Source organism: Mangrovimonas sp. CR14, from assembly GCF_011764015.1.
GTDB classification, from domain to species: Bacteria; Bacteroidota; Bacteroidia; order Flavobacteriales; family Flavobacteriaceae; genus Mangrovimonas; species Mangrovimonas futianensis.
Map to the genome: position 1 here is coordinate 305,321 of NZ_JAAFZY010000003.1, position 18,996 is coordinate 324,316.

Below are 18,996 nucleotides of genomic sequence, written 5' to 3' on the forward strand. Positions count from 1 at the left end.
TGTTTATAAATATTGATAAGCTGATAGCGTTAAAAATTCTTCAAAATCATTGCTGATTACCAAATCGTTAAATAGTTTTATGGCTAAGTCAAATTTGGATTTTCTAACGTATTCCTGTCCATACTCCTTAATGAGTTTTTCTACTTCATCGTCAAAAATATCTGCATATAGTTGGGTTGTAAATTCTCTTCCATCTTCCAATAGGACTCCATTCTTCAACCACTGCCAAACTTGTGTTCTGGATATTTCTGCTGTTGCAGCATCTTCCATTAAATGATAAAGTGCTACGGCTCCCTGTCCCCTTAACCAAGATTCCAAATAAAGGATTCCCACATTAATATTTTTTCTGATTCCGGCTTCAGTTACTGTTCCTTGAGGTACTTCCACCAAATCTTTTGCAGTCACATAAACATCTTCCCTTAAAACCTCCAATTGGTTGGAATTAGGCATATGTTGATTAAAAATAGTCATCGCGATTTCTACTAGTCCAGGATGAGCCACCCAAGTACCATCATGTCCATTAGTTACTTCTCTTAATTTATCTTGTCTTACTTTTTCAATGGCCAATTCATTGGCATATGCATCATTCTTAATAGGAATTTGAGCGGCCATCCCTCCAATGGCAAGAATACCCCTTTTATGGCAGCGTTGTATGACCAATTTACTGTAAGCATCCATAAAAGGAGCTGTCATGGTCACTTGATCCCTATTGGGAACAACAAAATCCTTATGGTTTCTAAATTTCTTGATATAAGAAAAAATATAATCCCATCTCCCACAATTCAACCCTACTATGTGGTCCTTTAGTTCAAAAATGATTTCATCCAATTGAAAACTGGCAGTAATGGTCTCAATTAAAACTGTTGCCTTAAAAGTGCCAATTGGTACACTTAGGAATTCCTGAGCAAACTTGAAGACATCATTCCACCACCTTGCTTCTAAATAGTGTTCAAGCTTAGGTAAATAAAAATAAGGAGCGGTTCCTTTTTCGCGTAAGACTTTAGTGTTATTAAAGACATATAATCCAAAATCTACCAAACTTCCCGATGCTTGTTCACCATTAATCAATAGGTGCTTTTCATTTAAATGCAAGCCCCTTGGTCTCACTAATAAAACAGCATGTTCTTCATTAAGTGTATAAGATTTATTTCTCTTGACATCTGTTAACGAAATCGTTTTCGTATTAGCATCAAATAAATTTTGTTGCCCTTGGATGGTATTATACCAAGTTGGGGCATTGCTATCTTCAAAGTCAGCCATATAGGTCTTGGCACCAGAATTAAGGGCGTTTATAACCATTTTTCTATCTACCGGACCAGTAATTTCAACTCGTCTATCTTGTAAATCTTTCGGGATGGAACCTGCCTTCCACTCTCCTTCTCGAATATGCTTGGTTTCAATTGGAAAGTCTGGAAATTGCCCTTTATCAAATATAGCTTGCTGTTTGATTCTTCTTTCTAAAAGTTCCAAACGGGAGCTATTAAATTTCTCGTGAAGTGCTACTAGAAACTCCAAAGCCTCATCGGTTAAAATATCTGGATAGTAGTGATCCACTTCTTTAGCGTAGCGAACTCGTTCTGCAATTATTGAATTTTGAAACATGGTAAAGTATTTAAGATGAGAACAATATTAAAACAAAGAATTTGAAAAAACAAGCGAACGTTCGCTATTTTTTATTTTACGCTAAAAATAAAAGTTCGCAAAATTGATTATATTTGTTTTTATGGAAGAAGAATATATCAAGCTTATTTTTGGTTTAAAACTAAGACAGATAAGGACTGACAGAGATCTTTCCTTATTTGGTCTATCCAAATTATCAGGTCTTTCCAAGTCTTATTTAAATGAGATAGAAAAAGGAAAAAAATATCCAAAACCGGATAAAATTGTTTTGCTTTCGGAAAAATTGGATGTGCCTTATGACCAATTGGTATCCTTAAAATTGGATAAGAATTTAGCGCCAATTGGTGAAATTCTTCAATCTAAAATTTTAAAAGAGATTCCCTTGGATCTTTTCGGTATTCATGAAAATGATTTGATTGACATCATCAGTAATGCTCCTGCAAAAGTCAATACGTTTATTAGTACCATTATTGAAATTGCCCAGAACTACAACTTTGGCAAGGAAAGTTTTTACTTAGCTTCCGTTCGCACTTTTCAGGAGACTAACAACAACTATTTTGATGATTTGGAAAAGAAAGTAGCGTCTTTTGCCAAATCCTATCACATTGATCTCAATCACCCCATATCCCCAAAAGAGCTTGAAGAAATATTGATTGAGGAATTTGGTTACACCATAAACAAAGAAGAACTTAAACAGCATAAAAGTTTAGATAACCTAAGGTCTGTATTTGTTCCGAAGACAAAAACCTTGTTATTGGCGGATCATATGGACGATGCTCAAAGAAATTTTATCTATGCCAAAGAAATAGCCTATAATTATTTAAAGATTACCGAAAGGCTCTATACCTTTTCTTGGATAAAATTTGATCATTTTGATCAGGTATTAAATAATTTCTATGCCTCCTATTTTGCGGGAGCCCTTATCATTCCAAAAAAACAGCTTAGTCAGAAATTGACAAGTCTATTTTCCAAAGATTATTTTGATACCGATCTCTTTTTAAACACATTAAACGCTTTTAACGCCTCTCCAGAATCCTTTTTCCAAAGGCTAACAAACATCCTTCCAGAAGCATTCAACCTGCAAAACTTATTCTTTTTACGATTCCAAAACAGGGAAGGAAGCGACCATTTTCAATTGGATAAAGAATTACATTTATCACACCACCACTCCCCCAGAGCTAATGAAACTAACGAACATTATTGCAGAAGATGGATTGCATTAAAGGTTTTGGAAAAAATAAAAACAAACAAATCAAACCACGAATTTGATATTCAAATTTCAAATTATCCGTCCGACGGTTTTAAATACTTAGTTTTATCATCAGCAACCAAAGATCCATTTAAGGAAGGTTATTACCGCAGCATTACTTTAGGATTGTTGATCAATAAGCAACTTCAGAACAAGGTTAAATTCTTGAATGATCCGCATATTGAATCTAAACAAGTGGGCGTCACTTGTGAGCGCTGCCAAATTAAAAACTGTGAAGTCAGAAAGGCAGAACCCATCAAGATTTTAAAACAACAAAAACACATGGAAATAGCCCAAGTGGTTGAGGAAATTAACAAAAAATTCAGTTGATTATTCTCCGTTGATAGCTTTTAAAGAATCGATTCTTTTTTGGAGTTGTTCAATTTCCTTTTCATTCCTATTGATATTTGGCAATACAGGAACCGAATCAGTTGCTGTTTTTATATCTGTTTCCTTCATTTCATCTTGATAAAAATACCCGATACCTTCACTGGATCTCCATGCTTCATTTAATTGCTTGTATACATCAAGGTCCCACTGACTTGGATGCTTGACATCAATCCAAATGACATCACGATATTCGGCATCGATTAAGGCTAGATCTGGAGTTGCCGACCCATCAAAATTCTTATCGCCTTCACGTACCGCAGAAACCGTACTGAGATAAAACAATCTTTTTCTACCGGCAATATCTTTGATATAAGGTCTAAATTCCACGGGTTTGTTCACCGACCAATCATACTCCTTTCTAGATTCTATAACCTTGAGTGGCATAGCTGAAACTCCAGCATACCCTTGTTTTTTGGAGGCGTGATCATAATAGAATAATTTGTCTGTACCGTCGGCTGGTATAAAAACACTATAAGACAAACTGGTGCGTTCATCTCCTACTGGCTCCAATCCAAACCAATGATACAACCCATTGTAAGCTGGAATTCCAGTTCCTGAAAAGTCGAAATCGGTTACAAATGGCTGCTCATTTTGATCATCTGGCAAGTCAGGAATTTTAACGGCTGTTTGCATATTCCAAGGCAAGGGATCACTAAATCCTCCCAAAAACTTTAAAGATTCCGCTTGCAGTCTCGATACTTTTTCTGATAAAGTATTTTGTCTTTGCAGGAATTCGTGATTTTTCATTTCCTCAGGGCTGATATAAGTTCCTTTCCCAATTAAAATGCGCTCCACATAATCATTAAAATCATGAGCACCATTATCAATGACCATGACTCCTCCAAAGGTGGGATATGGAAAGAAAAATCCTTTCCAATTGATTAAACTCACCACTTCAACCCATTCACCAGAATCATTCTTCATATAAAATACATCTCCTGGTTCATAGGAAAGCAGTTTCCAAAGACCAAATCTTTGAACGACGGCATTGTAAGTATTACGGCTAAATTTTAAGGATTCCCCTATAGAAAAAGTGACCGGTATCCTATTATCACTTGAAAACCTGGGAAAAGGTGTTGTACTTGACACTGAAAATACTTCTTCTGTATTATCACTGATACGTTGCCATACATATTTCTCTGTAGGCTGAATAGCCATGGTCCATTTGTTCTCATTATCAACCCTTACCAAATGTGGTAAAGATACATCCTTGGTCTCTCCTACACTTTCATTGGCCATTGAGAAGATATTTCTCATTGGTTGAATGCGCTCATTTTGCGTCAATGGCAATTCACTCACTTCAACACGATTTAAATGAAGAAATACATTGTAGGTCTTCATATAATCATACATTTTAAAATGCCAACCGATGATATAGAGCAATGCAAAAAAAGCAATAAGCATTCCCAAGATGCCCAAACGTCCTCCTGTTCCTGCTGTTTTTCGAAATTTCCTCAATCCAAAATATAAGAACAACCCTGCTAAAAGAAGGACGAAAATATATTTCCTAATGAATAGTAGTGCAGGCTGGTAATCATCCCGTAAAACAAACAACAAAATTAAAATAACGATAGACACGAAAATGGTTATACGTTTTTGCTTCTTGCCCTTATTCCAGTAATTCTTAATCATTTTTTGTGTGTTATTTTGAAACGGATTCAATGAATGCTTCTTCTTCGTTATTCAACGGAAATGCATTGTAATTTTCCCAAAAATTCTCTGTAAAGCTAGTCCCAGCTTCATAAATCGTTCTATTATCATAACCATCATCAGGAATCTCCACGTCATTTTCAAAAGCATAAACAAATAAATCTGAACTGAAATTGAAATTATCATCCACATATTTTCCAAACTTCAAATACATCCCAACAGATTTCTGATTGTATGATAAGACATATTTGTCCTCAATGACTCTAAATTTCGTCCAAATGAGTAGGCTATTGACCTTTACTTTCATAATCAACATCACATTTTGAAGTTTAGAGTATTTAAGGTGATCACTTGATGTGTAAAATTTAAGTTCTAAAACATCTCCTGTTTTTGGATCAATGACCACATAACCTTTATAAAGAAGTTCTTCCACATCACTTTTAGGACTAACCTCAATGTATTCGTATTCTAACCCGCCTTCCTCTTTTTTTATTTTTCTGACAAAATCATAATTTTTATCCTTGAGAAGTTTCTTTATAAACTTATAGTTATAGGCATTTTTAACATATTCATCCAAAGTAAATGCCGAATTAATGTTGTCTATACTTCCAAAGTCCTCTTCACTTATTTTATCGCTTTTAAATGCACGATGTTGCGGTAAGGTAATAACAGACTTCCCATTCCCTTTTTTCACATAATAATTTACCAAACCATCAGAAAATTTAGTGTATTCATCATTTACCTTGACAATTTCACGACAATAACTTTTAAATAGGGTGTTCTTATCAATCTTATTGTCTGCAGCCTTAATGATACTTTTTAAATAATCTTCTGCCGACACATCTGAAATGACAACTTCATCCAAAACAAAATCTTTAGGTTTTAAAAAAATTTCGTTAAAACCATCTTGAAGTTCCACCTCCTTTTCCTCATAACCTAAGTAGCTAAAAGTGACTTTAGAGCCGTTATCCATAATAGAAAACTCGCCTTCTCCATTGGAGATAGAACCAGTATAATTTGAATCTGGACCATTATCAATATAAACACTCACAAACTCCAAAGGTTCTTTCGTGTCTGCATCTTTTATTATTCCTGTTTTCCGTTCTTGGCTAATGGCAAGTTGTGTAATTGTAAAAATAAGTAGGAAGAAAGTATGTTTCATTCTTGTCTGGTTGTTATAGTAGTCCTTTATCTTTTAAGCGTTCTCTAGCACTTTTTTCTTCTGGTTTTGGGGATTCCTTAATTTCAGTTTTTGGCTCCTCCAATTGTTTTTCATCCCTGTCCTGTAAATCTTCTAAAAAATCCTTCCCCTTTTCAATAGTCTGTTTGAACTTATCTTCAATCAGCCCACCTTCTTCTTCTATAATCTCATTTGACTTGAAAATAAAACTGGCCAAATAAGTTCCAATTAACGTTCCTACAATCATGGAAGCAAACAAGGAAATGGTCGCTATATCTATCGGTATTAAAAATCTTACAATGACAATAGCTACAAGAAAAAAAGCTGAAATGAATACCAAACGCAACAGAAAGGATTGCTGGAATACAAAACCAGTACGATCATTTGATTTCATTTGAAGCTCCTTGGAATATATCATTTTGTTAAAAAAGCGATACAATTTATTTCCATTGGATTCCCTCCAATAGATAAGCGCCCCAAATAAAATAGCAGCAATAAAAATTATAAGTTCCAGTGTCATAAGGCTTAAGATTGTTGGTTTCTATAAAATTAGTCTAATAAAATCAAATATTGTTACGTATTTGTTCAATCACCCAATCCTGAAAGGAGTCATCCCATGTTTGATAAGCTTTATAAAATTGCTCTTTGTCATACCAAAATAAAAATAAGACATCCTTTGGAGAAATATTGACTAAAAGCTTCCAAATCAAATCTTGATGAATTGGCTCCAATGAGGAATGGGGCTGATGTAAGGCATGATAAAAATCCAAATCAACCATATCCTCCAATTTGTATTGATTGCTCCGTTGCAAACGCTCCAAATAAATTTCAACACCATTGATTTTTTTGAGAGAATTCAATTCAATTTTGTTTAAATAGCTCTTAAATAAAATCTTGTCTTCCAATATTTCTTTTATCGGATGAGATCCATTTTTTAATTCTTGATGAAATTCAAACTTTTTGATACGTTCATAACGAGGTGTTTGAACCACTTGATCTAAATGGCATTCTGCAATCAAGTGATCTCTTAATTTTTCCACCAACTCATCATGATCAATATGAAACATCAATATATCATATGAGGTATCATCAATCGCCTTTTTGAACATGGTTTCATCCTCAAAGATGATCATGTCCTTTATAAAGTCTTTCAAAACATAAACCCCACCAAAAGCTCTAGAAAAATAAGAGCTTACTTCATATTTCAATTCAGGTAAATCTAAATTTCTATGTCTTAAATCTCCATATTTTTTAGCCGAGTCCAATAATTGGGCATGAATCTTTTCATCAATAAAATTGTTTCCTGATTTAAACTTCTCAATCAGCTGAAATTGCTCTTGTTGCGCTTTACCAATACCGTGAATCAACTTAAATCGAACAATGACCTCTCGATAACGCAACATATCCAATGGCTCATAAAAAGCATCAATCCCTTGATCAAAATCCAAACATATGGCCGAATCTCTTGTAATATCAGTAATCTGATCGGAATAAGTTTTAAAAATCAACTTCATCAACTCCCTATCAAAGGAATGGTTGGGCATATAAACCGGCGCTCCCTTTTGCAATGGGGAAACTATAATACCATGGGAGTTGGCTTCTCCGTGATTTAAGTAATATAGATTATCTCTCTCTTCAGCGATTTCAGGACTCCAACCCAAACCATCAATTGAAAAAGCCACTAAATTGGTTGGTTCAAATCCCAAAGTTTTAAGGCAATCATTGTAGCGCTCCACCATTTTACCTCCTACAGGAATCAATTGTCCCCGAAAAAGATGTGCTTCCTTCAGTTTCTGCATTACTCCATCAATTTATGTACCTGAGCATATTGCAATAATATACAGGTTTTAGCATCTTGGATTTCACCATTTTCAAGCATGTCTATAACCGTTTTAAACGGCAACTCCATGACCTCAATATCTTCGTGCTCACTGTCTAACCCTCCACCATCACTCACTTTCATGGAATCATCATATTCTGCTATGAAATAAAAAAGTTTTTCGGTCATCGCTCCTGGAGACGAATACATTTCAAATATTTTTGTGGCAGAAGGTACTCTATAACCTGTTTCCTCTTCCGCTTCCCTGATGATGCATGTAACAGGGTCATCTTTATCAAGCATACCCGCACAAGCCTCAATCATAAAACCAGCTTGTGGATCATTGGCAAAGGCAGGCATTCTAAACTGCCTAGTAAGAATAACCGTTTTCTTTATAGGGTTATATAGCAAAACCACGGCACCATCACCTCTATGATACGTTTCTCGGGACTGTCTAATCCATTGCCCATTTTCCAATTGATAATCAAAATCAATTTTATTCAGTTTGGCCCAATGATCAGAAAGTAACGTGTCAGAAATATTTTTTATTCTTTTAGTTTCCTTCATACATTTTTCTTGCTTCCATTTCAATATTTAGTTGATTAACCCTCGCCTCCACTTGTCGCTTAAAATCGGTATCGGCTATGGTTGCGACATTATCCAAATATCTAATGACTTCTTGTTTTCTGATATCTGAAAAGTTTAACCCTTTCATATTGGCCTTCATAAGTTCTTGAAGCATATGAAATTTAGTTTGATAATCTTTTTTGAAATAGGTTTCCGGGTTTTCAAACCAATCAGATTCCAAATCAAAATCTGTCAATCTCAAGGAAATAGCAGATTGGATATTCCTAACATCTCGAGAAGAGAAAAACGGAAATATCTTTTGTATTTCTTTGTATAGTGACGCATAAAACATGTGATCATCGTCCTTGTGAAGGCTTTCAACTTTGTCAAACGTTTCCAATACACGTTCTTCTGAAGGTCTTTCTACAGACTGAAGAATATCACCCATGTTTTTGGCCAAACCTTGATTACTTAAAAACTCATATCCATTTGGATTATTCATGTTGACAAAACTTGGCATGGTCTTTTCAAACTTTTTCCACCACAGATAGTCTTGATCCAAGAAATCATGCTCTGTTCGAGCTCCATCTATTTTGAAACGTCCCTGAACACGGGAAATGACGGCTTTATCCAGCATTTCAGGTAAATTAGTAAACAACCCTATGGAACTATTTCCATAGTTAACGGCATAAGCCCCTTCGGTGTATCTTAAAAAAACACCTATTACTTCCTTCACCCCTGCCGAAACTCCTTGTGCAGTTCTTTCTTGAAGATTATTTTCTGCATCGTCAATAGGAGCAAAAATTAATTTGGAAGGATCCTGTAAAGGTTTCATCCATTCTACCATTTTTTCTGCCGATCCACCTTGAAACGTGCTTATTAAAGTATCTGGCATAGGATGAAAAAGAAAAGGAATTTCCAATTGATCACAATGGTCTTTAAGCTTGGTGGCAATAGCAGCAATCAACATACTTTTTCCTGTACCAGGTATTCCATACCCCATAAACACGGGCATAAACCCACCCAACTCCTGAAATGGATTTTTCTTTTCAGCAAAGTCGTAACTCAACATCCTTTCAGTCAACCTTCTTGCAAAGTGTTTGGCATCTCGGTTTCCTACAATTTGTTCAAACTGTACTTTATTGAATTCGATACTTTTGGCTGCTCCTGAAAACACGTTATCCCAACCAGAAATTGAAAAATCAGATTTTTCCAATTTGTAAGTTCTATCCATTATGGTTTCTTGATATTCCAAAGTGCTTTTACGCATTTGAATTTCAGCAATAAGCGCCTCAAAATATACCATAGTAAAATCGACGACATCTTGGTCATTTGTTATGATTTCAGGATGGTCCAAGTATTTATCATAATAAAATAACGCACATGAAATACCTTTTAAGGGAGACAATAAGGAAACCTCTGGAATCCCAGCAAATTTCTGCTTCATCACACTTAAGTCATCCGATGCACTATTTCTTAAATCGTGTAATATTTTATAGGCTATAGAGAATAACATAAATGCTGTAGCAGTATGCTGCTTGCTTTCAAATTCTCTTTTCCCAGAATGATCTAATGTGGACCTTCGTTCACTTAAACTGGACAAGCCCGATGCATCATAAAAACTATCGCGAATCCAAAGTCCTAGGGTAATCCCTTCTTGAACTGCAAATAGCGATTGATTTAAATGTAAAGGAATAGCAACCGATTCTGGGAGCAGCCTTTTTTTAAGACCTAAAATAGTTTTTGATACCGAGGTTATATGAGCTTGACTACCGTTATTGGCACGAGATAAATAAAGTAATATGGAACTATCATTTTGATCTTTATCTCGATTTTTGGCTCGTTGCCCTTGCTCCCATTGAATACTCTTTAAATAGGATGTCGCCTCATCACGAAGCATATCCAATTCGTTTTGTTTTATGGGAAATGTTGAGTTATGTTGCATTTTTTAATTTCAATATTCGGTGAGCAGCAGAGAACTACTCTTTTTAATTAATCTCCATTGGTTGGCAAACTACTCATTTGAATAGGTGGTTTTGCCAATCCATTCATCCAATCTGGCGTTTTGTTGTATAACATTTGAATAATCCTGTGCGGTGCAAACACATATTTTTGTTGCAAGACGTCGCTCCAGTTTTGAAGAACTTGTTTATTAAAAAAGTTCCCTTCTTTAAATTCACCCTTAGAAAAAACTTCATCCACCGTAAGCGAAATGGCATAGGACTCAAGAGGAATTTCCTTTTTACCTATGCTCTCCAATAATGCGTGCGTCAAATCGTGTTCATCTTTGGCAAAAATGTTATGTAAAGGACCTAAATCAATTCGCTTGACCTGCTTAGGATGAATATGTGGTAATTTTCTATCAATAGCATAAGCCATGGTATCCAAATTCATTTCGCGGTCTGCAATTTGCTTCAAGGCCTGATACATTTCCTCCTTTTCCTCTAAAATATTGGAACCATCATAATCGAAATACATAAAACAAACGAATGGCCTATTATGTGTTACATCATAAAAACTCCAACTAGTCATCAATTTTGCCATGGGATTATCTTCCACCTCTATGATTTTGCCTTGAACAAAACGGTTAAATATATATTGTTTATTAACCGTCTTGTAATAGGCAATAGAAGCTGCTTGAAAAAGTCTATTTCGTTTGACAGGCTGCTTTTTTCTTAAAAGGGTATCTAGAAACTCCTCTTCCAATTGCTGAATAGGCGTTAATTTTTCTAAATAATGGTCTCGCAATTCGAGATCATTAAACAAATAACGAAACTCTAAATAGTTTGGAAATCCGGAATCTGTCAAATCAACCTTCATGTGTTCCTCATCATCAAACATATATTTGATTCGCATTGCTTCTATGGAATACAACAACAAATCACAATATTGTTTGAAAAAGGTAAGTTCCTGACCAGTACACAACCCTTGATATTGAATACTCACAATCAATTCCTTGAGCACAAAATCTACCATTCTATGGTAAAACACATAATGCTCCTTGGAATCTAATTGTGCTGAATCTAACGGCGTTACAATCATTCGTTAAAAATCAAAATTTGATTGTATCATTTAAGCCTAGGATAATAAATCATCATCACCTGACTTTGGTTCAGGTTTTGGACTTTCTCCTTCAGGCTTAGAAGGCTCATTTTCAGCTGCGTAATAATCTTCAAAAATTTGCTTCATATCAATACCATAGCGTTCAGCAAAATTCTTCTGAATATCAACATCTTTAGCCCTTATTTCTTGTAATGCTTCAGCATAACTACTGTAAACACCTTGCATTACTTTTTCATGAACTGGAATGTTATCCATCATTTCTTGACGTGCTTTGGCACTTGCTGTATGCATTGCAGCCAATGTTTCACCAATGTGCTCATCGGTTTTCACCCCTAGGTGCTCTAAAATGGCAGCAAATTCTTGATCTGTTCTAGCCTTTAAAGCAACTACATAACCATCATAATATTTAAGTCGCTCTTCGGTATCACTTTTTAGTTTCGCACGATGGGTTTGGAGATTACTTCTTAAAGAAGTCAATACTTTTATTGTTAAATTATGCTTATGAACAAAGCTATCTTTACTTGCCGCTAAGGTGGTGTAGGCATTTTTCAAACCTTCCAATTCCTCTACTTTTTGCTCAAGAGTTGTTACTTTTCCAACTGCCTCAGCATATTCTGCAGACTGTTTATCCACAATTTCTTCCAAAGCTTGACGCGCTTGTTTTAATAAAGCATATTGTTCTTCCAGTTTCGTTTCAACCTCTTTCTTCTTCTCTAATGCTTTGGTATGATTTTTAGTTGCTTCAACAATTGCATCTTGCAACTTGTCTTCTACTTCCTTGATTTCAACTTCACGATCTTTTAACCTTTTTACGGCTGCCTGACTCTTAAATGACAACTCATTTAAAAGGGTTTGCACATCCGCACTTTCAATACGTTGTTGAAACATCGCCTTAGCTTTAGTATCGGCTTCATCCCTTGCCTTTTGGGCAGCTTTAAGCTCTTCTTCTGCCTTTCTGATTTTGGCCTTTCTTCCCCATAGGTTATTCCACCAAGTATCTGGTTTAGCCTCTGCATCCTCCAATTCAACTCTTGCCCTTTCCAATCTCTTGATGGCATTGTCAATTACCTTCTGCTCTTCAGCATTAAGAGAGGAAAAAGCTTCAAAAATAATACCCACCTCATCTTGGTAATCGGTCAAATCTTTAATGGCATCCAAAAGGGTGGTTCTATCCTTTTCAGCCATATGCACCACATCATCCAAAGTGGCATTTAAGATTTTTTGACGCACCTCGGGATCATCTTCCTGGGCTAATTTTGATTTCATAGTGTCTATGGCCTTTCCCCAATTGACATCTACTTTGGATTGTTTTTCATTGGAATTGGTTTCCAGTAAGTCAAATTCGTCTGACATATTAAGTCGTGTTAATGTTTAACAATAGTTAGGGTAAGCAATTTCGCTAAATTTTACGATTATAAAAATTAAACTTGCTCGAATTATCAGTACGAATTTATATTTAATTGTTACAAAAGATGTTAAAAATAAATGACAATCTGTATCTTTAAGGATAAGCAGAATAAATTTCTTAATACAAGGAAAACAATTCTAACATCAAACTTAAAACCAAGTAAAGATCAAACTCATGAAAAAAATTTATTTACTCCTATTTGCTTCCATTCTAATTGTGGGTTGTCAATTTAATAACAAGAAACCTGAAGACGCTACGGATATGGAGATGACAGAGGACACTATCACCACAGAGGCCCCTTCAGTAATTGAAGATAAGGAAGCTGCTGATGAAAGTTATGCCTTAAGCTACGATACGGATGATGTAAAAATTACTCCAATTAGTCATGCCACCTTTGTACTGGAAACAGACAACACGGTCATTTATGTAGATCCCGTAGGAGGTGCTGAAGCCTTCGACAATTTCCCGAAACCACAAATCATTTTGGTAACTGACATTCATGGAGACCATTTAAATGCCGAAACCTTAGAAGGGCTTTACAAGCCAAACGTACAATTAGTGGTGCCAAAAGAGGTTAAAAAACAATTACCTGAATCTATTAAAGAAAAAACAGATGTCCTTTCAAATGGTCAGAGTATTAGTTTAAAAACTAGTAAAATGAATGTCGATATAGAGGCTATCCCCATGTATAACATTAGACCCGAAGCATTGCAATATCATGAACCTGGGAGAGGGAATGGTTACATTCTAACAGTGGGAGGAAAACGTATTTATATTTCTGGGGACACCGAAGACATTCCCGAAATGAGAAATTTAAAAAATATTGATTTAGCCTTAGTTTGTATGAATCTCCCATATACAATGACTGTAGAAAGTGCTGCCGATGCCGTTTTGGAATTTAAGCCTAAAAAAGTTTTTCCTTACCACTACAGGGGAACTGATGGGTTAAGTGATGTGAAAATGTTTAAAAAGTTGGTTAGCGCTGGAAATAAGGATATTCAAGTAGTTCAATTAGAATGGTATCCTAGCTACTAAATATTTCATTTTTAATTGTTTACTAAATAAAAAATATTATCTTTGACCGAGCTATTAACCCAATCTATTAAAACCTACGTAAATGACTTTAAACTCTATTCCTCCACCGGTTTTTCTAATTGAACAGAGCAGTATTGTGATGTTGCTTTCAATTAGTGTTGTTTTCTTTTTAATTCTTTTGATTCTTGGGATTAGAAAATCTTATAAGTTAAAAAAGGAAAATGAGCGTTTGGCAAATAAAAGTCAATTGAGCTCTACAGAGGATAACAAAACCTATAAAGATTTTACAGATGGCCATCTTTATGAGTAATTATCATAAATTATACAAATAGTTGTTATTCAAAAAATTACAAAGCCTTTAATTTCTTAAAGGCTTTTTTTTTGGAAAATATGGAGCTAATCCCAAAAAGCTAATATATCAAATTGAAACCTTAAATTCGCTTTAACCACAAAAGCATTACAAAAACCATCTTATTATCAGTATTTTAATTAAAATCGTAAGATTTTGCAATAATTTATTTTGATTATAAATAGAGTTTTTGGTTGTTTTTTAGCTGTTTCAGTAAAGCATTAATAATATTATATATTTTATCTAAATAGAATACATAAATAAATGCTTAATTTTTTAAACAAACTTCATTTCATTAAGAATAACACTTTTAACATTCAGCTTATTTGGTTCTTTTCTTGATAAACCTATTTTTGGCACTGATTAATTGTAAACCAAGAATATTAAATTTATGAAAAGATTATTTTTATTAAGCACTCTTTTATTTAGCGGACTTGCTTTTGTGTCATGTAGTAGTGATGATGACAGTACCTCAGACAATGGAGGAAATGGAAATGGAGACGGTAACACAGAAACACCAGTAGCTACTTCTATTACTTTAGCATCAGATGTAACAACTGTTGATTTAGGTGACACTTTCACTTTCACTGTTATGAATGATTTGGATGAAAACGTTACAACCACTTCTTCATTTCAAATCAATGAAATGGAAGCTACCACAAGCAATACTTTTACAGCAACTGAAGCTGGAACTTACAACGTGACCGCTACAAATGGTGATTTAACTAGTAACACCATTTCTTTAACTGTAAACGATCCTGTTACGGCTGAACCAAATTCTGTTTTTTACAATGGCGTTAATTACCTTATTGATAATACTGCTTTAGTATTTTGGGGTGGTTATGACCCAGGTGAGACTGGAGCTGCAACTCATGCTTATTGGTCAATGGTTGGATTTTCTGGTACTGTAGAAAACATTGAAACAGCTCAAAACTATATAGAAATTGACTTCGCAACTGAATTAGATTCTGAAGGTGGTATCGTTTTACCTAACACTACAGCTAATACTTATATTGAATTGTTTGCTATGACTCTTAGTGGAACTGAAATTCTTTCAGAAGGAGGAGCCAATGATGATGGTAACATCTCTTTTGGTTCTGATATTACATTAGAATCCACAACTACAGATTTCATTTATGCATCTTCAATTGATGGAAGCGCTATCGGATTAGATTTTGATGGAACTTTAATCGGTGTATTTGATAACTCTGGAAGACCATCTGCAACTTTAAATACTGAAGTTTCATTTAAGCAAGCAAATAGACAATCTATTAAAGGGTTGCTGAAATAAGAAAGACTTTTTAAACTAACTTACTTACCAATACTAACCAAAAAATGAAAAGGGCTGTTTTAATAACAGCCCTTTTTTATATAACAGCAATCCTTCTTTCTTGTAAATGACAGTCTCTGCTTTTCAAGACTCAAAAGGTTGTAATACCTAATAATTTCGCTTACTTACTCTTCTCTTGCCCGCTATTAAATTTATAGCTTATTCCCAACATAATCATGGAAGTTGTCATATCGTATGAGACCTCACTATAAGGAATTGCCCCATATGGTGGATATGCATCAGCAAACATAGGATTTAGCAATGAACCCGATGTCTTTCCAGAACTATCACCGTAGTGGAAAACTCCATCCAATTGCCAGTTTTTATTAAGTAAATAACTTAAACCAAATTGATAGGCATTCTTAATAACAGCTGTGGCTGGGATATTATAGAAAGTAACTTCGCTTGGGATTGGATTTGAATTATAAGTATATCCCAATCGTAAGGGCAACTTATTAATACCCCTAAATTGTATTCCAGCTGAAACTATGGATATATTATTCCAGCCAAATCCCGCAACCGATGCATTTTCTGTCCACCCCGTATTGGCGAAACCTTCTGTATTCTCATAATCAACAAAACGATAATCTAAGGCAAAATCAAAATTGGATAACGAATACCCCAACCCAATAGAGAAAATTGCTGGATAGTCCATTTGGAAATTGTTTTTAGCAGTTTCACCATTTGGATACGTATTATCAAATTCAAAATCAGCGAAAGATTGTTTTGTTTTATAGGAAACCCCAGCTTTAAATCCAAATTCTGACTTGTAGAACACTCCAAATTGAGCTCCAAAACCTAGAGCAGATGCTTTATCTGTACTTGGATAACCTGATGAATTTGGGTACATCGTGGGATTCGGCATAAGTTCAAGGGTAGCAAAATCAAAATTTGGCTGTACCCCAATGGAAAATTTTTCTGAAAGTTCATAAGCCCAAGAGAGACCTATTTGCAATAGCATATAGTCAGATTCAATACGTCCAAATCCTCCCATTGAATGTGGCATATTAACCGGATTGGTCATACTTTCTGGAAAGGTGACTCCGAAGCCACTTATTCCAAACGCAGAAAAACCAAAGGTGTGTTTACTGCCTTCTTTACTCCAAATATAAGCTAGGTTAGGCATAACAGAAGAACCTCTATCATCCGCTGTACTACCACTAAAAAAATTGCCGGTTGGTTGACCGTCTTGACCAAATTCTGGTACCGTCGAATAAAGTTTTGGTGATGAAAAAAAGAGTCCCACATCTAACTTCAAAGTGTTATGATCAAATTGTGAAATAGCAGCGGGGTTCCACTGTAAAGCACCAGAAATATCTAATGGCTGACCAGTTGCTGCCCCTCCCATAGACATATTAACTGCTCCTACACCTTGCATGATATGGCCAGATTGAGCAAAAAACAAAGTTGTGACTAGCAAAAGTAACGGTGTTATAATTTGTGTTTTCATAGGAATGAATTTAAATTATGGAGATCCTGATAGTTTTTTAGCCTCTTACTATAACAAATTTACAATTGCATTATGCCATTTATCATGATTTAAATCATATAAATGATTAAGGTTCCTAACCAAATAAGAAAACTGAAGGATATAAAAAAGCCTGCTAAAAGCAGGCTTAAAAATTTTTATCTAATAAGTTTTTTATACTTAATCCGTTTAGGCATCAAATCACCTCCAAGACGTTTCTTTTTATTTTCTTCATAGTCACTAAAACTTCCTTCAAAGAAATACACTTGACTGTCTCCTTCAAACGCCAAGATATGTGTACATATCCTGTCTAAAAACCAACGGTCGTGGGATATGACTACAGCACATCCTGCAAAGTTTTCCAAACCTTCTTCTAAAGCTCTAAGTGTATTCACATCCAAATCGTTGGTAGGCTCATCCAATAACAATACGTTACCTTCTTCCTTCAAGGTCATTGCCAAATGCAATCTGTTTCTTTCCCCTCCAGAAAGTAAATTCACTTTTTTATTTTGTTCACTACCCGAGAAATTGAAACGACTTAGATAAGCTCTGGAGTTGACTTGTCTGCCCCCCATCATGACCAACTCTTGCTCATCACTAAAATTTTGCCAAATGGTTTTGTTCGGATCAATATTGGAATGGCTTTGATCTACATATGCAATTTTTGCCGTATCCCCTACTTCAAAGGTTCCTTTGTCTGGTGTTTCTTCGCCCATTATCATTCTGAAAATAGTCGTTTTACCAGCTCCATTGGGACCAATCACTCCCACAATACCTGCTTGTGGTAATTTAAAATTTAAATCTTCATATAACAATTTATCATCATAAGCCTTACTCACATCCTTGGCTTCAATTACATTAGTACCAAGTCTTGGACCGTTAGGAATATATATTTCCAATTTCTCATCCAATTGTTTTTGGTCTTGACTCATAAGTTTGTCATAATTGTTCAAACGAGCCTTCTGCTTAGCTTGACGACCTTTAGGAGCCATCTTAACCCACTCCAACTCGCGCTCCAACGTTTTCTGACGCTTACTCGCTTGTTTTTGTTCTTGAGCCAATCGCTTTGATTTTTGATCCAACCAAGAAGAATAATTACCTTTCCAAGGAATACCTTCTCCTCGATCCAATTCCAATATCCACCCAGCGACATTATCCAAGAAATAACGGTCGTGAGTCACAGCAATCACAGTTCCTTTATACTGTGCCAAGTGATGCTCTAACCAATGAACAGATTCCGCATCCAAGTGGTTAGTAGGCTCATCAAGCAGCAACACATCTGGTTCTTGCAAAAGCAAGCGACATAATGCAACACGACGTCTTTCACCTCCCGATAGAACTCCAATTTTTTTATCAGCGTCTGGCGTTCTAAGAGCATCCATGGCTATCTCTAGTTTGGTATCTAGTTCCCAAGCATTGGAAGCATCAATTTTATCCTGAAGTTCTGCTTGACGATTCATCAACTTTTCCATTTTGTCTGGGTCACTATAGACTTCTTCCAAACCAAACATATCGTTGATTTTATTGTACTCCTCTAAAATGGCCACTGTTTCCGAAGCGCCTTCCTTGACTACCTCTAAAACCGTTTTATTCTCATCCAATTGAGGTTCCTGCTCCAAATAGCCAACCGAATAACCCGGAGAAAAAACTACATCTCCTTGGTAATTCTTATCAACTCCTGCAATAATTTTTAATAGGGTCGATTTACCAGAACCATTCAATCCCAGAATACCAATCTTGGCTCCATAAAAGAAGCTTAAATAGATGTTTTTTAGAACTGGTGTATTGGCACTTTGGTAGGTTTTAGTAACACCGGCCATTGAAAATATGACTTTTTTATCGTCGCTCATAAATTGTATTTGTTTTAA

At 35.3% G+C, this 18,996-nt stretch carries 15 protein-coding genes; 4 read left to right on the forward strand and 11 right to left on the reverse strand.

Annotation, left to right across the window (positions count from 1 at the left end; genetic code table 11):
• Window positions 1-3: 3 nt before the first annotated feature.
• Entirely contained in the window at window positions 4-1,602 is a 1,599-nt protein-coding gene (gene aceB, locus GZ212_RS07375; protein WP_166958613.1) for a malate synthase A, read from the reverse strand.
• 121 nt (window positions 1,603-1,723) lie between these two features.
• Between aceB and GZ212_RS07380 the strand changes: the two genes are divergently transcribed.
• Window positions 1,724-3,199, forward strand: a complete 1,476-nt coding sequence (locus GZ212_RS07380; RefSeq protein ID WP_166958615.1) for a helix-turn-helix domain-containing protein — start codon at window positions 1,724-1,726, stop codon at window positions 3,197-3,199.
• Here GZ212_RS07380 and GZ212_RS07385 read toward each other — a convergent pair whose 3' ends face one another.
• From GZ212_RS07385 to GZ212_RS07420, 8 genes are read right to left on the reverse strand one after another with little or no spacing between them, the layout of a single operon-like run.
• A complete protein-coding gene (locus GZ212_RS07385; protein WP_166958617.1) occupies window positions 3,200-4,891 on the reverse strand; it encodes a DUF4199 domain-containing protein in 1,692 nt (563 codons plus the stop codon). It abuts the gene before it with no gap.
• 10 nt (window positions 4,892-4,901) lie between these two features.
• Window positions 4,902-6,071, reverse strand: a complete 1,170-nt coding sequence (locus GZ212_RS07390) for a carboxypeptidase-like regulatory domain-containing protein (protein ID WP_166958619.1) — start codon at window positions 6,069-6,071, stop codon at window positions 4,902-4,904.
• A 13-nt stretch (window positions 6,072-6,084) separates the two neighbouring features.
• On the reverse strand, window positions 6,085-6,609 hold the full coding sequence (locus GZ212_RS07395; RefSeq protein ID WP_053972658.1) for a hypothetical protein: 525 nt from the start codon (window positions 6,607-6,609) through the stop codon (window positions 6,085-6,087).
• A 43-nt stretch (window positions 6,610-6,652) separates the two neighbouring features.
• Entirely contained in the window at window positions 6,653-7,888 is a 1,236-nt protein-coding gene (locus tag GZ212_RS07400; RefSeq protein WP_166958621.1) for a DUF6638 family protein, read from the reverse strand.
• Window positions 7,888-8,475 carry an NUDIX domain-containing protein gene (locus tag GZ212_RS07405; RefSeq protein WP_166958623.1) on the reverse strand — a complete coding sequence of 196 codons (588 nt, stop codon included), beginning with the start codon at window positions 8,473-8,475 and terminating at the stop codon, window positions 7,888-7,890. The genes GZ212_RS07400 and GZ212_RS07405 overlap by 1 nt, the downstream gene beginning before the upstream one ends.
• A complete protein-coding gene (locus GZ212_RS07410) occupies window positions 8,462-10,420 on the reverse strand; it encodes an AAA family ATPase (protein ID WP_166958625.1) in 1,959 nt (652 codons plus the stop codon). The genes GZ212_RS07405 and GZ212_RS07410 overlap by 14 nt, the downstream gene beginning before the upstream one ends.
• A 47-nt stretch (window positions 10,421-10,467) precedes the next feature.
• On the reverse strand, window positions 10,468-11,517 hold the full coding sequence (locus tag GZ212_RS07415) for a hypothetical protein (RefSeq protein WP_166958627.1): 1,050 nt from the start codon (window positions 11,515-11,517) through the stop codon (window positions 10,468-10,470).
• 36 nt (window positions 11,518-11,553) lie between these two features.
• A complete protein-coding gene (locus tag GZ212_RS07420; protein WP_166958629.1) occupies window positions 11,554-12,891 on the reverse strand; it encodes a microtubule-binding protein in 1,338 nt (445 codons plus the stop codon).
• Window positions 12,892-13,120: 229 nt separating this feature from the next.
• On the opposite strand from GZ212_RS07420, the gene GZ212_RS07425 reads away from it, so the two are divergent.
• The 3 genes from GZ212_RS07425 to GZ212_RS07435 all read left to right on the forward strand — a co-directional run bounded on the left by GZ212_RS07425 (window position 13,121) and on the right by GZ212_RS07435 (window position 15,621).
• Window positions 13,121-13,981: an MBL fold metallo-hydrolase gene (locus GZ212_RS07425; protein ID WP_166958631.1), complete on the forward strand. Its 861-nt coding sequence runs from the start codon at window positions 13,121-13,123 to the stop codon at window positions 13,979-13,981.
• A gap of 82 nt (window positions 13,982-14,063) precedes the next feature.
• Window positions 14,064-14,291, forward strand: coding sequence for an OadG family protein (locus GZ212_RS07430; RefSeq protein WP_053972651.1), 228 nt, complete (start codon window positions 14,064-14,066; stop codon window positions 14,289-14,291).
• 430 nt (window positions 14,292-14,721) lie between these two features.
• Window positions 14,722-15,621, forward strand: a complete 900-nt coding sequence (locus tag GZ212_RS07435; RefSeq protein WP_166958633.1) for a protein BatD — start codon at window positions 14,722-14,724, stop codon at window positions 15,619-15,621.
• A gap of 160 nt (window positions 15,622-15,781) precedes the next feature.
• Here the strand turns inward: GZ212_RS07435 and GZ212_RS07440 are convergent, their stop codons facing one another.
• Together GZ212_RS07440 and ettA are read right to left on the reverse strand one after the other, a co-directional pair.
• The gene (locus tag GZ212_RS07440; RefSeq protein ID WP_166958635.1) at window positions 15,782-17,110 is read right to left on the reverse strand and encodes an OmpP1/FadL family transporter; all 1,329 of its coding nucleotides are present in this window, start codon (window positions 17,108-17,110) and stop codon (window positions 15,782-15,784) included.
• A 176-nt stretch (window positions 17,111-17,286) separates the two neighbouring features.
• Entirely contained in the window at window positions 17,287-18,978 is a 1,692-nt protein-coding gene (ettA, locus tag GZ212_RS07445; RefSeq protein WP_166958637.1) for an energy-dependent translational throttle protein EttA, read from the reverse strand.
• Window positions 18,979-18,996 lie beyond the last annotated feature (18 nt).

Coding starts and splice junctions, on each gene's coding strand:
- aceB (WP_166958613.1), bottom strand. CDS start 1,602: ATGTTTCAAAATTCAATAATTGCAGAACGAGTTCGCTACGCTAAAGAA.
- GZ212_RS07380 (WP_166958615.1), top strand. CDS start 1,724: ATGGAAGAAGAATATATCAAGCTTATTTTTGGTTTAAAACTAAGACAG.
- GZ212_RS07385 (WP_166958617.1), bottom strand. CDS start 4,891: ATGATTAAGAATTACTGGAATAAGGGCAAGAAGCAAAAACGTATAACC.
- GZ212_RS07390 (WP_166958619.1), bottom strand. CDS start 6,071: ATGAAACATACTTTCTTCCTACTTATTTTTACAATTACACAACTTGCC.
- GZ212_RS07395 (WP_053972658.1), bottom strand. CDS start 6,609: ATGACACTGGAACTTATAATTTTTATTGCTGCTATTTTATTTGGGGCG.
- GZ212_RS07400 (WP_166958621.1), bottom strand. CDS start 7,888: ATGCAGAAACTGAAGGAAGCACATCTTTTTCGGGGACAATTGATTCCT.
- GZ212_RS07405 (WP_166958623.1), bottom strand. CDS start 8,475: ATGAAGGAAACTAAAAGAATAAAAAATATTTCTGACACGTTACTTTCT.
- GZ212_RS07410 (WP_166958625.1), bottom strand. CDS start 10,420: ATGCAACATAACTCAACATTTCCCATAAAACAAAACGAATTGGATATG.
- GZ212_RS07415 (WP_166958627.1), bottom strand. CDS start 11,517: ATGATTGTAACGCCGTTAGATTCAGCACAATTAGATTCCAAGGAGCAT.
- GZ212_RS07420 (WP_166958629.1), bottom strand. CDS start 12,891: ATGTCAGACGAATTTGACTTACTGGAAACCAATTCCAATGAAAAACAA.
- GZ212_RS07425 (WP_166958631.1), top strand. CDS start 13,121: ATGAAAAAAATTTATTTACTCCTATTTGCTTCCATTCTAATTGTGGGT.
- GZ212_RS07430 (WP_053972651.1), top strand. CDS start 14,064: ATGACTTTAAACTCTATTCCTCCACCGGTTTTTCTAATTGAACAGAGC.
- GZ212_RS07435 (WP_166958633.1), top strand. CDS start 14,722: ATGAAAAGATTATTTTTATTAAGCACTCTTTTATTTAGCGGACTTGCT.
- GZ212_RS07440 (WP_166958635.1), bottom strand. CDS start 17,110: ATGAAAACACAAATTATAACACCGTTACTTTTGCTAGTCACAACTTTG.
- ettA (WP_166958637.1), bottom strand. CDS start 18,978: ATGAGCGACGATAAAAAAGTCATATTTTCAATGGCCGGTGTTACTAAA.